The organism is Bacteroidota bacterium, assembly GCA_016713925.1.
Classification (GTDB): Bacteria; Bacteroidota; Bacteroidia; order AKYH767-A; family OLB10; genus JAJTFW01.
Map to the genome: position 1 here is coordinate 749,786 of JADJOH010000007.1, position 18,867 is coordinate 768,652.

Annotated in this window: 19 protein-coding genes and 1 tRNA gene; 4 read left to right on the plus strand and 16 right to left on the minus strand. The window is 36.3% G+C overall.

What is annotated here, in order from left to right:
* Positions 1 to 37 precede the first annotated feature (37 nt).
* The 3 genes from IPJ86_11275 to IPJ86_11285 all read right to left on the minus strand — a co-directional run bounded on the left by IPJ86_11275 (position 38) and on the right by IPJ86_11285 (position 2,772).
* Complete coding sequence (locus IPJ86_11275) at positions 38 to 1,429, minus strand: T9SS type A sorting domain-containing protein (GenBank protein MBK7887843.1); 1,392 nt, start codon at positions 1,427 to 1,429, stop codon at positions 38 to 40.
* 225 nt (positions 1,430 to 1,654) lie between these two features.
* Entirely contained in the window at positions 1,655 to 2,500 is an 846-nt protein-coding gene (gene dinD / locus IPJ86_11280; GenBank protein ID MBK7887844.1) for a DNA damage-inducible protein D, read from the minus strand.
* A 198-nt stretch (positions 2,501 to 2,698) separates the two neighbouring features.
* Positions 2,699 to 2,772 (minus strand) — tRNA-Ala (locus IPJ86_11285).
* A gap of 122 nt (positions 2,773 to 2,894) precedes the next feature.
* On the opposite strand from IPJ86_11285, the gene IPJ86_11290 reads away from it, so the two are divergent.
* The 3 genes from IPJ86_11290 to IPJ86_11300 all read left to right on the plus strand — a co-directional run bounded on the left by IPJ86_11290 (position 2,895) and on the right by IPJ86_11300 (position 7,530).
* Positions 2,895 to 3,311, plus strand: coding sequence for a hypothetical protein (locus tag IPJ86_11290; GenBank protein MBK7887845.1), 417 nt, complete (start codon positions 2,895 to 2,897; stop codon positions 3,309 to 3,311).
* Between the two features lie 215 nt (positions 3,312 to 3,526).
* Complete coding sequence (locus IPJ86_11295; protein MBK7887846.1) at positions 3,527 to 5,836, plus strand: CotH kinase family protein; 2,310 nt, start codon at positions 3,527 to 3,529, stop codon at positions 5,834 to 5,836.
* Positions 5,837 to 5,979: 143 nt separating this feature from the next.
* Positions 5,980 to 7,530, plus strand: a complete 1,551-nt coding sequence (locus IPJ86_11300) for a SulP family inorganic anion transporter (protein ID MBK7887847.1) — start codon at positions 5,980 to 5,982, stop codon at positions 7,528 to 7,530.
* A gap of 94 nt (positions 7,531 to 7,624) precedes the next feature.
* Here IPJ86_11300 and IPJ86_11305 read toward each other — a convergent pair whose 3' ends face one another.
* From IPJ86_11305 to IPJ86_11325, 5 genes are all read right to left on the minus strand, one after another.
* Entirely contained in the window at positions 7,625 to 8,206 is a 582-nt protein-coding gene (locus tag IPJ86_11305) for a hypothetical protein (protein ID MBK7887848.1), read from the minus strand.
* Between the two features lie 190 nt (positions 8,207 to 8,396).
* Positions 8,397 to 9,116: a DUF2490 domain-containing protein gene (locus IPJ86_11310; GenBank protein MBK7887849.1), complete on the minus strand. Its 720-nt coding sequence runs from the start codon at positions 9,114 to 9,116 to the stop codon at positions 8,397 to 8,399.
* A gap of 10 nt (positions 9,117 to 9,126) precedes the next feature.
* On the minus strand, positions 9,127 to 10,527 hold the full coding sequence (locus IPJ86_11315; protein MBK7887850.1) for a TolC family protein: 1,401 nt from the start codon (positions 10,525 to 10,527) through the stop codon (positions 9,127 to 9,129).
* On the minus strand, positions 10,524 to 11,828 hold the full coding sequence (locus IPJ86_11320) for an HlyD family efflux transporter periplasmic adaptor subunit (protein ID MBK7887851.1): 1,305 nt from the start codon (positions 11,826 to 11,828) through the stop codon (positions 10,524 to 10,526). Before IPJ86_11320 ends, IPJ86_11315 begins: the two co-directional genes overlap by 4 nt.
* A gap of 11 nt (positions 11,829 to 11,839) precedes the next feature.
* Positions 11,840 to 13,498 (minus strand): ATP-binding cassette domain-containing protein, encoded by a 1,659-nt coding sequence (locus tag IPJ86_11325; GenBank protein ID MBK7887852.1) that lies wholly within the window; start codon positions 13,496 to 13,498, stop codon positions 11,840 to 11,842.
* A 155-nt stretch (positions 13,499 to 13,653) separates the two neighbouring features.
* Between IPJ86_11325 and IPJ86_11330 the strand changes: the two genes are divergently transcribed.
* On the plus strand, positions 13,654 to 14,325 hold the full coding sequence (locus tag IPJ86_11330) for a TetR/AcrR family transcriptional regulator (GenBank protein MBK7887853.1): 672 nt from the start codon (positions 13,654 to 13,656) through the stop codon (positions 14,323 to 14,325).
* A gap of 64 nt (positions 14,326 to 14,389) precedes the next feature.
* Here IPJ86_11330 and IPJ86_11335 read toward each other — a convergent pair whose 3' ends face one another.
* From IPJ86_11335 to IPJ86_11370, 8 genes are all read right to left on the minus strand, one after another.
* Positions 14,390 to 14,884, minus strand: a complete 495-nt coding sequence (locus IPJ86_11335; GenBank protein MBK7887854.1) for a DUF1572 family protein — start codon at positions 14,882 to 14,884, stop codon at positions 14,390 to 14,392.
* A 111-nt stretch (positions 14,885 to 14,995) separates the two neighbouring features.
* A complete protein-coding gene (locus IPJ86_11340) occupies positions 14,996 to 15,358 on the minus strand; it encodes a DUF2200 domain-containing protein (protein MBK7887855.1) in 363 nt (120 codons plus the stop codon).
* A gap of 22 nt (positions 15,359 to 15,380) precedes the next feature.
* The gene (locus IPJ86_11345) at positions 15,381 to 15,773 is read right to left on the minus strand and encodes a DUF1801 domain-containing protein (GenBank protein MBK7887856.1); all 393 of its coding nucleotides are present in this window, start codon (positions 15,771 to 15,773) and stop codon (positions 15,381 to 15,383) included.
* 231 nt (positions 15,774 to 16,004) lie between these two features.
* Positions 16,005 to 16,946 carry a hypothetical protein gene (locus IPJ86_11350; protein ID MBK7887857.1) on the minus strand — a complete coding sequence of 314 codons (942 nt, stop codon included), beginning with the start codon at positions 16,944 to 16,946 and terminating at the stop codon, positions 16,005 to 16,007.
* A 196-nt stretch (positions 16,947 to 17,142) separates the two neighbouring features.
* Positions 17,143 to 17,619 carry a GyrI-like domain-containing protein gene (locus IPJ86_11355; GenBank protein MBK7887858.1) on the minus strand — a complete coding sequence of 159 codons (477 nt, stop codon included), beginning with the start codon at positions 17,617 to 17,619 and terminating at the stop codon, positions 17,143 to 17,145.
* A gap of 171 nt (positions 17,620 to 17,790) precedes the next feature.
* Positions 17,791 to 17,994, minus strand: coding sequence for a DUF1330 domain-containing protein (locus IPJ86_11360; protein MBK7887859.1), 204 nt, complete (start codon positions 17,992 to 17,994; stop codon positions 17,791 to 17,793).
* 14 nt (positions 17,995 to 18,008) lie between these two features.
* Complete coding sequence (locus IPJ86_11365) at positions 18,009 to 18,155, minus strand: DUF1330 domain-containing protein (protein ID MBK7887860.1); 147 nt, start codon at positions 18,153 to 18,155, stop codon at positions 18,009 to 18,011.
* A 172-nt stretch (positions 18,156 to 18,327) separates the two neighbouring features.
* A complete protein-coding gene (locus IPJ86_11370) occupies positions 18,328 to 18,810 on the minus strand; it encodes a DUF1801 domain-containing protein (protein ID MBK7887861.1) in 483 nt (160 codons plus the stop codon).
* Between the last annotated feature and the right edge of the window lie 57 nt (positions 18,811 to 18,867).

The window sequence follows — 18,867 nt, forward strand, 5'->3', positions numbered from 1 at the left end:
CCGCCGTGACCTCCGTCCGAGACATGTTTTATTCTTCTTATTGTTTTACGACTTTTCCTGTTTTCAATGTAGCATTGTTGCTCCTCAAATTATAAAAGTAAATACCCTTTGCAAGATGTTCGGTGTTTATTGCCACTGATTTTGTAAATGGGATTTGAAAAATCAGTTGACTAAGAGAGTTGTATAGAGAAACTGTTGTTGGTTCATTTTTGAACATTTGAAAAGTAAGTTGATTGGTAAATGGATTCGGAAATGAAATGCTTAAATTTTCTGGCTCGACAAAGTCTATGTTTGTCTGCGGGCTACAAGTTAGCGTACCTGTATAAAGTAGATTGAATAAGTTGGGCAAACTGGATGAGTTCGATGAAATGGTGTCGGTAAAATATATTTCATATTCGTTTACATCACAATTAAAGCCTAACAAATCTGGTTGTCTTATTGCACCTATGGTCGAATCTGATGCGGTAACAAAATATATTTTATTGTCAGGTGCTAGCTGCATAGATAAAGTTACACCCTGAATAGTATCGGATATAGGTATTCCCGACTGTAAAATTAACGAGTCATTACCTGCGGTTAAGTCAAATTGAAAAATTGGCGATGTTGCATTCCTACTTACATAAAATCTGTTACTGTTTGGAGAAAATTCAAGTCCGTAAGGGTTAGAAAAATTTAGAAAGGCGTTTCCCGAAACAATTCCAGTATTATTATCAAAATGGAATAACTCCAATTTACCGCTGATTGGTGACCTAATCGTAGATATGAGCCAGCATCCGTTGTTAGATATCTTTATACCTCCTGTAAAACTTATAGTTGATGGATTTAAACCAGCTAGTGAAGTAACTGGTATTGTATCCAAACCATTGGAGTTTAATAGAAAAGATTTGAACTTATTTGAGGTGAACGGGTGTTCAACAATCCAAAAATCTTGGCCGTTTGCATGAAGGGTTGCTGTCAGCTTTTCAGTCACATCTACATCAAGCAAAATGTTCTTTTGAGATACATCCCCTAACAAATTATTTAAAGTCATGTCCACCACTGAATACCTCAATTCCTTTGTATATGGCCCGGTTGGATTGCCAATAGTAAAAACATAATAGACATTATTGTTGTAAGGCAAAGGAACAATTAACACTCCTTGTTGCACATCACCCCATCCTAATAGTCCAAGTCCATTTGGCATAAGATTGTGGTTTCTGTCCCAGATAAATTCCCCGTTGGTAAAAAATAGAAGGTTTCCAGAACTGTCGCTTATTGAAGAACAGTTTTCTGCCGAAATTAACGGAGATCCTGTAATTGGGACTACTCCGCTATTTGTAAATTTCATTGCTCTATAACGGCCAAAATACCAATTGTCATATTGCTTTTGACCTAATGAAGCAGAATAAATTAAAGTGAGTAATAGTAAAATTGGCAGATAGTTTTTCATTGTTTAACAGTTTTACTATTATAGTTATATGCAAGATAAAATTGCCATTAACAGCCCCTGACTTCTCGCCATGACCACATACGAGAATATAAAGATAAGAGAAGGCGCGCATAAAACCAAATTACTTCCTATAGCAGTCTTACCTGCCGGCAACTTCCTCCTTGCCCGGAATATGAACACGGTATCGGCTTTATGTTTTATGGATTCTACTTTCTTTGCTATAGCTTATTTTCCTTTTTTCTTTTCTTTGGCATCTTTTAAAATTTTCTTCTCGTCACCTTCCAATTTGCGTTGCAGTTTCTTTACATCTTCTGCTGTTGGTAGATTTTCGGGTATAATACCCCTTTTATTTAGCATATCTCTTACTGCTGAATTATTATCTATGTGCTCTTTCTCAATTTTGCTTTGCCCTGTTAAATCTTTGCTTTGCACATTTAAACCCGTCATTTCTGCCGCCAGGTCTTTTGCTTTAATGCTGATGGTGGGCAAAAAATCGGCAACAGGTCGATTTTCAGGTATGCGCATTTTCTTTTTAAGCATTTGTGTATTGAGTCTAAAAAGAGCTTGGTCGCCTTTAGAACGGATGATAGCGAATCCCTGACTGTCAACACCTCTTTCGTACAAAATACCCGAAAGTTGTTTTTCGGTTTGACTTAGTTTTTCTCTTGCAATTACCCGTTCATTTTCTAAGAGTCTTTGCTCGACCAATTCTGCTCTCCGGGTTTGTACTGCAAAATAGTTTTGGGCAAAAGAGATTTCTTCTTTTCTGCTGTCTCCGTTTTGAGCCACCAAATAACAAGCATAACGAGTTAGCAGAATGTCGTCAATTTCGTGTAGTGCTCCTTTGCCTGCTTCTATCACCTTCCTGACGTCAGGAAAGTGATTCGAAATTTCTTCGCCCGCATTGGTACAGGCAGCTTTTGCTTTTTCAATGACCTTTTCAAAATTCTCCCACTTGTTGTAACCCAAAAGGGTTTGCAATTCTCGTGCACTCCAACATTCTAATCCTTCAATTTCGGCTGCTGCCAATTCAAATTGAGTAAACAAGTTTTTTATTTCTTCAGACTTCATATACTGGAATTCTAAGGTGAGCGCTGACTTATTATTGTCGTTATAAACTTCCGCCAAATACAGTAAAAATAGAGAAATTATGCAACCAAAATAATCAAACAATTTAAGAAGAAATTTTTTTTGCTGTCAAAATGATAATATCCCTCTTAACAAAAAAACACCTTAAAGATTCTCTCTCTAAAGTGTTGATTCTAAGTGTGGAGAATATCGGAGTCGAACCGATGACCTCTTGCATGCCATGCAAACGCTCTAGCCAGCTGAGCTAATTCCCCTTTTTGCAGGCTGCAAATATAGAAAGTTTTTTAAATGGAATTATTTATAATTATAAATTATTGATAATGAAGATTCTATGGAGTTTTTATTTTCTTCCTAACAATTTTTATAATTTCCAGCCATGGATTCCATTTCTCATAAAGTAAATCTCACCTCATCAGCAGCGCAAGACGCCATGTCATCCCTTCGACGTTGGTTCAATAAAGAGCAGTTCACCGAAGTGGCATTTGAAAAGGATTCAGTAACGATCAGCACCTTTTCCATGGCTCATCTGATCACGTTTAAACTGAAGCGGAGGGAGCACTACCAAACATTTTATAAGGAAACCGGCACTGGTGCATTGCTGGTGTTTGAAGTGAAGGTCGCGGGTCAGCAGTTGCAGTATGATGCTTATTGTCCGCTGCTGGTATTTGGCTTCTGGAAAGTTAAACTTGCTTTTAAAGAGAAATCTTCCTGGTTTACCTCGTGGCGAAAGGAGGGTTTCAAGGTGCATGAGCGCTTTCAGAAATTCATTGCTCCGATGAAAGCCATGTTGTAATGGTCAATGCCCTTTTGCTAAATAGGGGTCTTGCCGCCGGTAAATCCTTTTCAGAGTTGGTTTTCTCTATAAAATGTGCTAAATTGCATTGTTAGTGCAGAGGTGTTATAATTTAACTAAAATTTATTTCAGAAAATTAAACGGAATGATGTAACTTTATTGAAGAAAGAGCATCTGAATACTATTATACCCCCTCGATAGTGATTGCACCACCAATGAAAAACAGGAAGAATCGTTTCCTTCAGCTGCCATCTATGAAATGCGATTTTCGTCCTCTCCGGCTTCTGATCGTTTTGTCTGTTTTCCTACAGGGGATCAGCTTTATCAGACCCGTCTCCGCGCAGAACTTTTATGCACTGGACACCATTCAGAAAATTGAAATTTCTTTTGCTCAGTCCAATTGGGATTATATTCTGGATACTGCCAAGCAGGGAAGTGATAGTTATACACTTTCGCAATGGGTAAAGATCAATGGGGTTGTTTTTGATAGTGCGGGTGTGAAGTTCAAAGGGAATAGTTCGTATAATCCCGCCAATGCAAAAAATCCTTTTCATATAGAGTTGGATCATTTTAAAGAGCAGGATTACCTCGGGTTTAAAGACATTAAACTCAGTAACGGATACAATGAACCTTCATTTTTGCGTGAGATTTTATTGTACACCATGTTCAGTCAATATGCTCCGGCTTCCCGTGCAAATTTCGCGCAGGTCTACGTGAACGGGCAATATATAGGTTTATACACCAATGTGGAATCCGTGACCAAGACATTTTTGGAAGATCGTTTTTCAACAAAGAACAACACGTTTGTCTTTGCAGATAATGGTGGTTGCGATCTACGGTATAAAGGAAATGATACTACCTTGTATTATCAGCCGTATACATTGAAACCTCATTACGGTTGGACCGACCTGATGCATCTTTGTGATTCGTTGAACAATAATATTAACGGTATTGAGCAAGTGCTGGATGTGGATCGTACGCTTTGGTATCTGGCCTTTACAAATGCCCTGGTTATTTTAGACAGTTATTTGGGTAATGCAAAACACAATTACTATCTGTACAAATATCAAAGCGAGCGCTTCACCCCGATTATTTGGGATTTGAATGGGGGCCTTGGTGTTTTTGCCAGAGCGAATAACGGACCATCCTTGACCATTCCACAATTGCAAAATTTAAGTCCGCTGCTACATGCTACTGATTCGATGTGGCCCCTGGTAAAGAACCTGCTTTCTGTTCCTATGTATAAACGTATGTACATCGCACATATGAAGACCATCATGAGTGAGAATATTTCGAATGGCAACTATATCACTTTCGCGCAGCAAATTCAATCTATAGCAGATACTGCTGTGTTTTCTGATCCGAATAAATTCGGGACTTATACTCAGTTTATTGATAACCTGAATCAGAATGTTGTGCTTGGACCTAAAACTGTACCGGGAATTACAGTGTTAATGTCTGCGAGAAATGCCTATCTGAATGCTACGCCGGAGTTCACCCAGATTCCTCCATCCATTACCAATGTGCAATCCTCTGATACTTTCCCTCCTTTGCTATCAAGTGTCTTTATCACTGCTTCCATCTCCAATGCAAGTAATGTGTATTTAGGATTTCGCTCCTCTGCCTTGGAAAGGTTTAGTAGAGTGGCTATGCTGGATGATGGCTTACACGGTGACGGACCAGCCGGGGATGGGATATATGGAGCAGCCCTCGCAGTAAGTTCAGCAGAGATGCAATACTATCTTTATGCAGAGAATAGCAATGCAGGAATTTTTTCACCGCAGCGGGCCGAGCATGAGTATTACAGGTTATTCGCTGATTATACAAGTGTCCTTCCCGGCGATTTGGTGATCAATGAACTGATGGCTTTGAATAGCTCCATTGTTCAAAATTATGCAGGAGATTATGCAGATTGGATCGAGCTTTACAATGCCTCAGTTGATACAATTTCATTGAACGATCTGTATCTTTCAGATGATTCCCTGAATTTACTCAAATGGAAATTTCCTGATGGATGGCGTATCACGCCGGATGGCTATCAAATCGTGTGGGCGGACGAAGGGGCAGCCTTTAATGAATTGCATTGTTCATTTAAACTTTCCGGTGGGGGAGAGGCGGTGTACCTTTCCTATCCCAATGGGGAAATGATCGATAGTATAGTATTCGGTCAGCAAGTTACCAATATAGCATTCGCTCGTTCTCCAAATGGTACGGGTGGTTTTACTTTTTTGTCACCCACCTTTAATGCAAATAATAATTTTGCGGGAATAGATGTTTTGACGGAAAATGAACCTGTAATGTTGTATCCCAATCCTGCAAGCGATTTTTTATTTGCGGGAATGAATATGGATCATTTTTCCAATGTACAGATGCAAAATACAATGGGCGAAGTTGTGAGGTGCGATATGTCAATGAATAGCGACGGACTTTTGATAAATGTTTCACTTCTCGATAACGGCATGTATTTTTTAGTTGTGCAGTTCGAAGAAGAGAGGATCACGAAGAAATTTGTGGTCTCGCGATAGCCTTTTTGTGAGTAAATTTTCATTTAGTTGTCCTTTTCCTGAAGTGAATGTTTTGATTTGTGGTTCCTGTTATGATCAATGTCATCTGTATGAATAGCCCTTTATAACAAGCATTTATTTCTATCTTTGATGAGAAGAATTTCATGAAGCGAAGGATTAAGTATTATCGTTTAATATGGTTAAAGCATGATTTGCCTGCAGGACTTTCTGTTTTCCTGGTTGCCTTACCCCTTTGTCTCGGAATTGCACTTGCTTCAGGTGCTCCGCTCTATGCCGGTTTATTGTCGGGAATAATTGGTGGTCTTCTTGTTTCCCTCATTAGTGGCTCTGCATTGGGTGTATCGGGACCGGCTGCAGGATTAACTACCCTTGTTGCTGCTGCGATTATTTCATTGGGCGATTATAGTATCTTCTTGTTGTCGGTTATGATTGCAGGGTTATTTCAATTGTTGATCGGATTATTCAGATGGGGTGCCATTGCAGATTATTTTCCTTCTTCAGTGATCAAGGGCATGTTAGCGGCTATTGGAATTATATTAATCTCAAAACAGATCCCATTGGCTTTAGGCTATGATCAGCCGGACTTCTGGACCAGTGGCTTTCCTCAACTGCTCAGTGCAGATCATTTTCTTGGTAATCTGGAAAAATTCAATCAGCATATCACCCGAGGTGCAGTACTGATTACTTTGATTTCACTGTTTATCGTTTATATTTTGAAAAGGCCCTTTGCAAAGTTGCTTTCTGTTTTACCTGTTCCTTTGTATATTGTTGTTGCCGGTGCATTGGTGAACTATTTGATATCCGGTTCCGGGAATGTCTTTTCGCTCAAAGAAACGCAGTTGGTAAATATTCCTCCTAACATCTTTCCGGATATTATTTTCCCCGATTTTACTAAATTATTTTCTACCCCTGATGTATGGAAGTACGGATTAGTTATTGGTTTACTTGCAACGCTTGAAACATTGTTGTGCGTGGAAGCTGTAGATAAATTGGATCAGCGGAATCGCATCACACCGGTTAACCGAGAGCTGATTGCGCAGGGGATTGGAAATATGACTTGTGGTTTGCTGGGTGCCCTCCCCATTACCGCCGTAGTCGTTCGCGGCGCGGCCAATGCAGATGCAGGTGGCAGGACAAAATTATCAGCCTTTACACATGGTCTGTTTTTATTATTGGCAGTGCTTGCTTTTCCCTTCCTGCTAAATAAAATACCCTATGCTTCATTAGCGGTCATTCTGATAGTCACGGGATATAATCTCGCTAAACCGAAATTATTTCTCAATGTCTGGAGTTTGGGTCCAAAGCAATTTATCCCATTTTTGATAACCATAATTGTAATTCTAGCTACCGATTTGTTAATTGGCGTGAGTATAGGCTTATTAATATCTGTTTACTTTATTATTCAGAATAATTTTAAGGCAGAATACAAGATTTCCAAAACGATGCAACATGAAACGCCGGTATACAACATTCGTTTGAATAGTAATGTTACTTTTCTGAATAAGGTTAAACTTAGAAAAGCGCTGGATCAGATCCCGGAGTATAGCGTATTAACCATTGATGGCAGCGATTCGAATTTTATTGATTATGATATTTTGGAGATCATAAGTGCCTTTAGTAGCAAGGCCCATGACAGACATATCGAATTACATCTCATCGGAATTGAAAAGGTGAGCGTAACAGCAATCCACTGATTCATTTATATTTAACTAATTTAAAGTGGGTACTTCATCCGCTCTTAGTGCCTTCTTAGTGCCCTGAGTGTCTTAGTGGCTATTTTGAAAAGTATTATTTCGAAGAAGTATCAATATATTTCCAGAAGAATCCGGAAATTAAACCCAGAACTATTCCTCCTCCAAGAATCAACAAAAGGTTTATCAAAGCTAATAAGAGATTGTTAGATAAAATCGGTTTTAAAGCCATTGTATAATCAATGGTGAAGACAGTGAGTACTCCCATCGTCCATCCAATAAAACTGAATGGAATCCATAGTAGAGCATTTTTAGTGTGATTCTTCAACAACAAGTGTTGCAGTGCCCCTGTTGTAAGTGCACCCATAGTAATACCGGTAGCAATTTTATGAGTGATCATCTCTTCAGGAAAAAGGTCGACAATGAGAAAGGGGAATCCCATTCCCACAATAGAATATAGCATCCACCTCGCATACATATTAATTACCTTTTTTAAAAAGATCCATTGCGTAAAACCTACTCCAGTCCCCATACCAACGCCTAGATAGAATTGCATATGCTCAATACCCACTGAATCTAAGAGAGAAGAAAGGATAAGTATGAAAACAACGCCGAGTAGCCAGCCAGGAAAAGTGGCTTTTATCCATCCCTGAATAGTGAGAACTGAATTGGATAGCATAATCGATTTGATTTTAACAGCTAAATTATATTAAATTCTTCTAAAAATGAAATAGTAGATTAATTTGATTTGACATAAGCTTTAGAAGATGGAAGAATGGTATAAATTGTATTGAACACTTTGGCAATACGTTCCCACATTAAAACCGGAATTGGTTAAGCCGGTATCGATTTTCACTGGTCTAACATGATTAATTATCTTTTAAATCCATATTTGTTGATGTGTGTTGGTGTGAATTATACAAATCAATGTAATACCCTATAAGGAAAAAGTCCCTTCCTGTTTCATCGTTTATTTTGTAATCAAATTGCTGAAGATATCCGATTTGAAGAGTTGTGTTTGCAGAAGGTTTATAGTTAAAGCTGAATAAAAGCCTGTTTCTTTCAAAGTAGGGTTCATTGTTGGTGAAGAAGATTTCATTGCTGGCATTCATTTGAAAAGGTCTGTAATTATTTATTTCTTCACCAAAAGGCAAAGATATACCAAACCTGTATCTGAATCGATTACGGTACCCGTTACTTGTGAATCGCGATTCATATCTATAACGCTGCTCAATTTTTAATTTTCCTATGGATTGAAACAGGACTGCCTGCGGCCAGATTCTGAATTCGTCGTTGTTTTTAGGCAATGCAAAATTCCCGCCTTCTTTATAGGTCTGGTAACTACCGGCGCCAATGGTCAGGGCGAGGCTCTTGTTTATTTTATAATTTACTCCGCCTTTGTATTCATAGTAGTGAAAGTTGTTGTAAAATTTTAAGGAACGTATTTGGGCTTCTCCAAAAACGCTCCATGTTTCATTCACAGTGTATTTTAAATTCAGGATATTCCAACTCCCTAAATCATTCCGTTGAGCCCTACATGGGCCGACAAAAACGAAAAGGAGACTTGTTAATGCTATTGTCTTTCGCATGTTCATATATTTACTTTAGCATACCCGCACTCCATTGAAGTAAATAGATGGTCTTGTAGTAGTATGTTTTGAGCTCGATCATTTTGCGTTGGGATTCAAGTACCTTAGTTTCCCGCGCGTTGATTAAGAATAATGAACTTTCTCCATTTTGAAATAAGGTCTCTTCAGCTTTAAGTAGCTTTTCATAGTTGGAAAGCATGCTACGTTGAAGTTTGACCTGTTCTTTTAGAGTTGTAAATTCGTTGAAATAATTTTTAACTTTTAAATCAATAGTTAAAGATTTCTGACTTTGAGCAATTTGTGTAGCTTCAATATTCAATTTTGCCTTTTTATATTCTCCTCTTCCTAGTGAGAAAAGGGCAGGTATTTCAAGTTTAAAACCATATTGATAGTTGTTTTGAAACCATAAACCTTCAGAATTGTAGGCATAGTAATCTTTGCTCAGTCGGTTATATTTAAAATCAAGTCGAGGGAGAAGTTCCTGAAATTTCAATTTTTTATCTGTGTCCAGGATTGCCAGTTTTTGATCATACAATTGCAATTCCGGATGAAATTCGCGTGCTGTAGCCAATAGTTGATCTAAATCCGGATTAAAATTTTGAATGTTACTTTCGTTATCCCAGCCTTGTTGAGGAATAATTCTTTCCGGTAACTGATAGGGTATATCATTGGCTTGCCATAGGTATACACTTAACTCTAATCCCTGTTGGAGGAATCGTAACCAACTTTCGTTTTTTTGAAATTCAAAAGTTTGATACTGTGTCATTGCTTCTATCGTATCAATGGCCGGACGTTCTCCATTTTGAAATGTTTTTTTTACCATTTCAAATCGCTGCTTACTTATTTCATAATTATTCTCAACTATTTTATATGATTGATAGGCGTTCACCCATTCCCAATATTTGGAAGCAGCTTCCATCAAAATATTGTTTACAATGGCTTGCTGTTCTACCACAGCCATATCTTTGTATAGTTTAGCTTGTTTAAGATATGCTCTGCGTTTATCTATTATCAGATTCTTCAGTAAGGGAACACTTAATCCTATATAACTCGATTCACCTGTCGTTTCAGATGGGTCAATCCTGTTCCCGGTAAGGTTTTCGATACCGGCGAAAACTTCAATGCCAAACCATGTCGGTAGGGTAAGGCTTGGATTTGTATAGTCGTAATAGGTTACATTTTCTAATTTTTTATTCGAAACAATAGCTCCGATGATAGGATTAAAAGCTCCTCTTGCAATGGTAATTTCAGCATCGGATTTTTTGATTTGAAGGTTGGCCTGTTTTACTGTGGGATGATATTGCCTTACAATTTGTAAAACTTGCTCGACGTTAAGTGTGGCACTATCATCTTGTGCGTAGAGTGCTTGCGAACAAATAGAAATGATAAAATAAATTAAAAATTTCCTCATTTTAATTCACTTTTTGTTTTGACGTCTGGTACATAAAAATCAGGAGGAAATCCATTAATGTTTCGCCACAACTCATACCAAACAGGGACATCTTTCAAAAGTAAAATCCCATGAGTACCGTTGCCGATTCTTAACTGATCGGGCCATTTTTTTTCTGAATTGTCTTCTGCGACCAAAACCCTGTACAGCCCATTTTCTCCAATATTATTTTCTACGAAGATCACTTTACCGGAAAAGGTACCATAACTATTTCTCGGCCAACCACTGAATATAATGGCAGGGAATCCATCAAAAGTAAATCGCACCGATTGCCCGATATTGACGAGCGGGAGATCCATAGGTTGTATATACATTTCTACTGCATAGTCTACTCTTTTTGGTACAATCATCGCAATGGTTTCACCATCTTTAAGTATTTCCCCGATTCCGGACTTATTGGCTTGAACAATCTGACCATCCTGAGGAGCGGTAACGATATACATACCATTTCGAATCGTATAATTACTCAATTGATTTTCCAACTTGGCAACTTCGCCTTGAGTTGAGGCAATTTGACTTAAATTCTGAAATTTTTCACCTTCGGCTTTGTTTATTTTTTCTGTATATTCTTGTTCTGCGCTATTTTGTTCTAATCGAATATTTATAAGTTCTTGCTTTGTTTGAGCTATTTTATTTTCAGTAGTTAATTTTTTAGCAATGGCATTTTGAAATTGAATGTTTCTTTGTTGCAATTGCGTTTGGGAAACCAGTCCTTCATCAAACATTTTTAACTGTCGTTCGTATTGGTTTTCGAGAAGTTGTTTTTCGTTTTCGTTAGCTATTAATTCCGCTTTTTCACCCTCGAGTTTATTATTTAGTTGAATTAATTTGTTTTTTAACTGTTCTATTTTTAGTTTTTTTGCCTGGATTAAATTTCCAATTTGCATTTCGGTGGCCTTTACCTTACCTTCATAAAATCCAATACTGACTTTTTTGGCCTCAACCTGAGTTTGTGTCCGGCTCAATAAATTGGGATCAAGATATTCTTCTTTGATTTCAGTTAAAATTAATATGGTATCCCCTTTTTTAATTATATCCCCTTCTTTAATGAACCATTTGTCAATTTTACCCGGTATGGGAGAGTTGATCTTTTGAGGTCGGTTTTCCTGCTTTAAAGTCGTTATGCTTCCATTGGATTTTATGTTTTGTGTCCATGGTAGAAACAAAATAAGCGCAAGTGCGGTCATACTAAACCAGAAGTAGTATTTTATTCTACTTTGGTGATGAATTTCAAAAATTTCATCGAATGACTTCAAAGGTATTTTGTACTTATTCATTTTTCTATTTTATTAATACTCCCATTGGAGATAGTATAATGGATATCACACTTTTTAATAAACTCTTTGTCATTGGTTGAGATCACAACTGTTTTTTCCTTGCCAAGGCTGAGTAAATAGTGCTGAAGATTTTGTTTCGTTTCTTCATCAAACTGCAGCCAGGGTTCTTCTAATACAAGTAAAACCGGGTTGTTTATTAACGCCCTTAAAAGTAATATTTTTCTTATAGTCGTAGAAGGGAGTTTCCTGCCCATAGGGTCAATCATAGATTCAAATGAATCCGGAAAAAAGGAAATGAAATTCTCCAGCCCGGATTTCTTTGCTATTTCCATGATGTGTTCAATCGAAGTTTCGTTTCGTCCCAAAGTTATATTTTCGTAAAGTGTGCCTTCAAATATATCCTGGTCATATAAAAATATACCCATTTGAGACCTTAGGCTTTCGAATGAATAGTTTTTAAGTGGAAGATCGTTGAATTGAATCGATCCTTTGAAATCCATGTAACTTCCGGTAAGTAATTTAAGAAAAGTGGATTTGCCACTATTTTCTTCACCGGATATGCACGTCACTGCTTTTGCCGGTATTTTTAAGGAAACATCCTGGAATATTTCTTTTTTTTCTGAGTAGGAGAATGTCATATTACTCATTGTAATATTTAATTCTTTTGATGTAAGAATAAGTTTGCCTTCCTTTTCATTTGGAAATTCTAATACCCGATTTATTTTTAACATCCCGGTTATTACATCATAAACATATTCGAGGCTGGTAATTAATTTTTCCATCGCTCCTATAATGGTTAAAATAACGATTTCTGCGGCGACAAACTGACCTATGTTTATCTTTTGATTAAATAAGAGGCTAGTGCCCAGGATAAGCATGATTGCGGTTATCGCTACTTTCAGGAATACAAGTGATTTGAATTGGAATAGTAAGACCGAAAAGTGGGATTTTCGCGATGTGATATATTCTAATAGTTTTCTGTCAGTTTTTATTAAATTCAGATGACTTCCCTGACTATATTTAAATGATTTAATTACTCGTCCTAACTCTTCGAGCCAGGCTATTACATCGTATTTATTATTGCTCTCATTAATGCTCGTTTCTATTCCTTTTCTGCCGGTTATTTTGAATATTGTCCATAAAATGGCAATGAGCAGCAGTGATGATATTAAAAATAAAGAATGATAGAGGGAAAGAAGTACTAACCCAAATATAATTTGGATGGTAGCGGCCGGTATTTCTATCAATAGCTTGGATACACCTTTTTGAATATTAATTGTTTCAAAAAAATGGTTTATTTTTTCCGGTAAATAATACTGATCTGCTTTTTTTAGATCCATATTTGGAATTTTCTCAGCAAATTCAAATGCGAAATTCACAAAAATTTTCTGCTGAATCTTTTCAATGATTTTCATTTGTCGGATTTGAAGATAACCCACAATCAATACCGCCAAAATGATTATAAAAATTAGTACATATACAGATGTTACCATGGTAGCACCTAAAACAAACCCAAGAATAGCCTGTATGCCCAGGGGAAGGCTTAATTGAATTAAACCACTTAGAATTGCATAAAAATAGATCGCAGTAATGTCGCTGCGTTCTAATTTTAAATGCTTAATTAATCCTCTGGTACTTGTTACCTCTTCTTTCATATTTCTGAACGGAACCATTTAAAGCTGCAAAGTTACATATACTTTTACAATAGTTAGTATTACTATCATGAAAATTAGATTAATATCATTATTTTATTGTTTTACTATATTTTAAGGGTTTTTTACTATTTTTGCCAAAAACAGAGTTCATATAGATGGATTTCCATGTTAGATTTGATATCAGCGACAAATTGTATTTGCGTAACCCTGAAGGGAGCGAATTGGGGAAACTCATTGTTCAAAAAGCAATCAACTTGATATTTGACATTGGTTTTGAACAGTTTACCTTTAAGAAATTGGCGGTCGAATCGAATTGCACAGAAGCATCTATCTATCGTTATTTTGAAAATAAACACCGGCTGTTATTATACATTCTCAGTTGGTATTGGAACTACATGGAGTTTCTTGTCAATTTCAAAATAATGAACATTAATGATAGTAAAGAGAAGTTAAAGGTTGTTATTCAATTACTTACACAAGACTTATCCGTAGAGTTCGGTAACATTGAATACAATACCCATTATTTAAATCAAATTGTTATTGCAGAAAGTGGTAAAGGGTACATGATAAAAGATGTTTCGGAATTAAATAGTAATGAAGTGTTTAAGCCTTACAAGGATTTATGTGCAACGATAGCCTCAATAATTTCTGATTATAATCCTAACTACGAGTTTCCTCATTCCCTAAGCACGACCATAATCGAAGCCTCACACCAGCAACAATTTTTCAGTAAAAATTTACCTCGACTTACCGATGTGAATACCGTTAAGAAACCTGATTTTATAAAATTGTTTTTGGAGGATATGGTATTTAAAATTCTCGGTTAATGGAATAAAAAAATGAGGAGAGTTTAAAACCGGATCACTGAGTTGATGTTACGTCAAAGATTGTTTAATAGCTTATAATTTGTTGATTGGTCATAGAGGAAAGCATTTTTTTTAAAAGAACAATTTGGCCCAGATGATAATAACTATGCTCAATAAGTCCATCAATGTTTCGCTGATAGTTTCCATATTTAACATCTATAAATACCTGTTGCATTTGTTTTTCTGACATTACTTCGATAAGTGAAGCGAATTCTTCAGCATCTCTCCAGAATTTATTTAAAAACAGCTCCCATTCTGTTTGTGTGCATATCGAAGGGAATTCAAAACTGAACCTATCATTAATTTCTAACTGTCCTCCTTTTAAAACGTTCTTAACTCCGGCAATGTAATAATGTATATGTTGTGCAAGTACTGCAATAGAGTTTAATGGGCCTATTGTGGACACTGCTTTTTTCAGGCTAAGGTCGGACAACTGGCTCTTGTAATTGGTATTGGCTATCCAGGTTCCATTCAGGAAAACTTCTTTAAATCGCTTAGCAGTTTGTTGGGAATTTGTCATACTCGTTATATGGAATTATGTTTAGGATGAGTTTGAAAAATAGTTGTGAATTTAGAATTTGAGCTGGATTTTCAATGGATGGTTGATGGCTGATAATGATATGAAGCTCCTTTAGCAGCGCAGTATTTTCTCCATTTTCCTGCCCTTGGCTAATTCATCCACTAACTTATCCAGATAGCGAACTTTCTTTGTCAATGCATTGTCTATTTCCTCTATGCGATAGCCGCAAATCATCCCGGTAATTAAATGTGCATCAGGGTTAATTTTAGCGCGTTGAAAGAAGGATTCTAAAGTCACTTTTTCTTGTATTAACTCCTGAATTTTCTGGTCATTGAAGCCGGTAAGCCATTCAATTACTTCATGCAATTCTTTAATTGAACGCCCCTTCTTTTCCACTTTGGCCAGATAAAGAGGATAGACAGAGGCAAAGGTCATTTTTGCAATTCGCTCATGATGTTTGGAATCGGTGTTCATATGTCGGATTTTTGCATTAGAATTATTTCAACTTCAAGAGTTGTCCTTTTCTTTTCACAATGTTTTTATAATCCCATTGAATTTCCTTTGACTTTTTCAACCAGCGTTTGAGTATTTTCGCGTCTATTTGCTCAACTGAAGTATAAATTATAGAGGCATCCTTAAATTTTTTCCCAATTATATTTAATTCTTCTTCATCAAAATCTACCCCACTCCAAAACATTAATCGTAGTCCCGCCTTTTGTTTACTGAATCCGACAATAGGATTTCCATCTAAAAACCAAACGGGATGAGCATGCCAGATTTTGCTTTCTGCTTTTATCAGCACATCATCGATAACTTTCGCCAGAATGCTGCAAATAGCTATATCGTCATTTGATTGTTGAGCGATATAATTTTGTATTTCTAGGTTCATTTACCTTTGGTTGATTTGTCTGGGTTGCAGGTAATGCAGGAAGATAATCCGTATTAGATGAAAGAGTATTCAAGTATACAAAATTTAAAATTAATTTTCAATTCTCCAAATTTTACCTTGTGGCTAAAAGCAAATGTCTGTTTTTCAAGTGGGCGTAATCATATTTTGTCTGGATTTCTGCAGATTTTAGAATTGGGAAACAATGTTCAACGCGTTGTTTCTGATAGGTTATTATTCAAAAAGACCTTTCGCCCATTGAATTAAATCAACCGGGTCAACAATGGACCATGAATGTGGATGCCGTTGTCCATTTGATCGATAGCCTGTCTGAAATGTTTGTATAAATTCAGCTTTGGTATTTCCCATTAAAACTAATCGATTAATTAGTTCTGCAGTTACTTCATAATTTGAACGGTGCACTGTTTGATTACGATTTTTTATTCTCCAGGCAATGTCCACATCGTGATAAGTTCTCACAGCGATGTTCTTTAAATACTTTTCGTTTTGACCATATTCCTTGTTCATGCTGAAAGCCGTTAATTTGCCATAGGTGGAAATATTTTCTCGTGGTATACCATAATCATCATTTATGTGTTTAATTGCTCTGACGGCCTCTTCAACAGCAAGTTCAGAGTATTTGTTTTCTTTACTGTCTTCTAATTGCTCATAAATTGTAAATATGTCAATGGGAGAATCAACAGTAAATATACCTTTCGGTTGAATGGGGAAGCGATCAGGAAATTCATAGCAAAGTTCTACATAGCGCATGGCAATCATTCCACCTGCAGAAAATCCTCCAAAAACAAATGTATTTTTATTTACTTTGTATCTGGCTAAAACATCTTCAATGATTTTGGTTATTTTGGTTGTGGTTATGGAATCGGCGTATAATTTATTGCCGCCTGCAATAAATAGGGTTAAAATATTATTCGAGTATGCAGTAGTGTGTATTTTGGTTTCAGGAGGCGAATCCTCTGGAATCTGTCCGAAGCCGGCTAAGAGTACCAGTGCGCCGGAAATAGAGTCCATGTTTTGCGGTTCTACAACTAAATAGTAGCCACTGAAGATATCTTTTTCGTCTATAATGATTTTTTTAATCGTCTGTGCATCTGACTTTATAAAGGAAAGCAGGACGATCATTAGAATATTTATTACTGTCGTTTTTATTTTCATGGGTCTTTTTCTTTTTAAGGAATTGATGATCTCCATTCAAAATATGTTTATTAAATTTCTGGTGATCATGAAGTGGGTGAAGGCTTTTTCCGCAGGTTGACTTTCTGGAATTTACTAATAGAAGTCAGAAGATTATTATTTATTGATTTTAAGTCCGGTTGTGCTACTCATTTCTGACATTAAATGGAAATGCATCTCATTTTAATTTTACAGGTATCCAAATTTCTTCTTCTGATGTGGGGTCGTTGTTTTTGTATTTTTCGCCTAACACTTCAAAATGTGGCCTGGCGTCTAAGACGTACTCTGAATTAGGTATCCATATTCCGTATATATATTGATAAATATAGGAAACTTCACTTGATCCTTTGTAGTCAAAAACTGCATAAAGTCCTCCGGGTAAAATAAATTTTTCCATTCCGGGAGGTATGCTATTAAAGTTGGCAACTTCTATTGTTGCCCACCTTTCAAATTCATTTGTAGGTTTAAAATTTGTAAAATGATTAGTGGTATATACGGCCACCGAAATTAAGTCGCTATTGATATTATTTATAATCTCCTTTCGTTTTGGCATAAAAGTTTTCCAAAGTTCAGCAACTTTTAAATTGCTTAAACTCATTGATAATCGAATTCCGATTAACTTCTTTTCAGAAGATGTTTCTATTCTTGGTGTCATTGTTCGAAATTAGCAGGATAGGATTAATGTTCATTCTAACCGGTTTAAAGCAGTGAAAATAATTGCATCCCTTCTTTCTGTTATCGTTGAATGAAATATTTCTGACTTTTATAATTGTTTACTACAAATATCCATTAGAAGTTTGTTTCTAATTTACTGTAATGAGCTCTTTCAGTTTTTCATGTATTCTTTCACAATAATCGATTTTGTCGTTGTAGATTTTGCTCTTAACACTACAATATTTTTATATTCAGTTGAGTTTGTGAATTTTTGAAACTCCTCCATCGAATCCCACTCTGTAAAAATAAATCTGTTCGGATTCCAGTTTCCTTCTATTGGGATCACTTTCGTATCAGGATCGATGTCAAATGACATGCCACCAGAACGGACTAAATACCTTCCCCATATTTATGAATTATAGGTTCAACACCTGATCTGTATTGTTCATACATAGCCGAATCGGTTACCGTAATATCGAGTACAATATATATTTTAGGTTCAATTGTTAATGTTTCTTTTGGGGACTGTGCTTCCAATGAGAATCTGCTTAAAAGCAGAAGGACTATTATATGAGATATTTTCCTTTCATTATTTGTTGAGTTTAAAGTGGAGTATGTTCATGCTTTATTGGTTAATCTTGTTTCAAAACTGAGTATTTCAAACTTTCAATCACCAGTAGCGCTGAATAATATGTTTTAGACAATCTATTTATTTTTTGGATTTAACGGGTGCAGGTTTCGGTTTTAGCATGGATTCGTATTTTTCAATCCACTCTTTAGCACTCATTTTTTTCATCAGTTCACCAATGAGTTTATAGGGGATGGCATCGAATTTCTTAAATCGGATACAACTTTTTCCCATGTCAAGTTTTTGTTCACTGTGTTTTGGAAATTCACTTAAGAACCAATCTAGTAATTTCGGATCGGAGTAAATGCCCATATGATAAAAATTAATTGAATTCTTTTGAGAAGCAATTCCGGCAAATGGGAGAGGCTCGCTTGGCTTGCAATGGTAACCTGCCGGATAAAGTGAATGAGGAATAACGTACCCTAGTCCACCATAACTAATGGCGGCTTCAAAACCTTTTGGTAAGTTTTTAACAATAACATCATGTAATTTATTAAAAGGTTCAGCCCTGTCTTCAGGGAGATTAGTTAAAATTTCTTTTACTGTTTTTCCGGATGCTTTCATAATGTATTTTTATTTTAATGTATTGCGAGGATGAAAATTAGTTGATTGATAATTTTA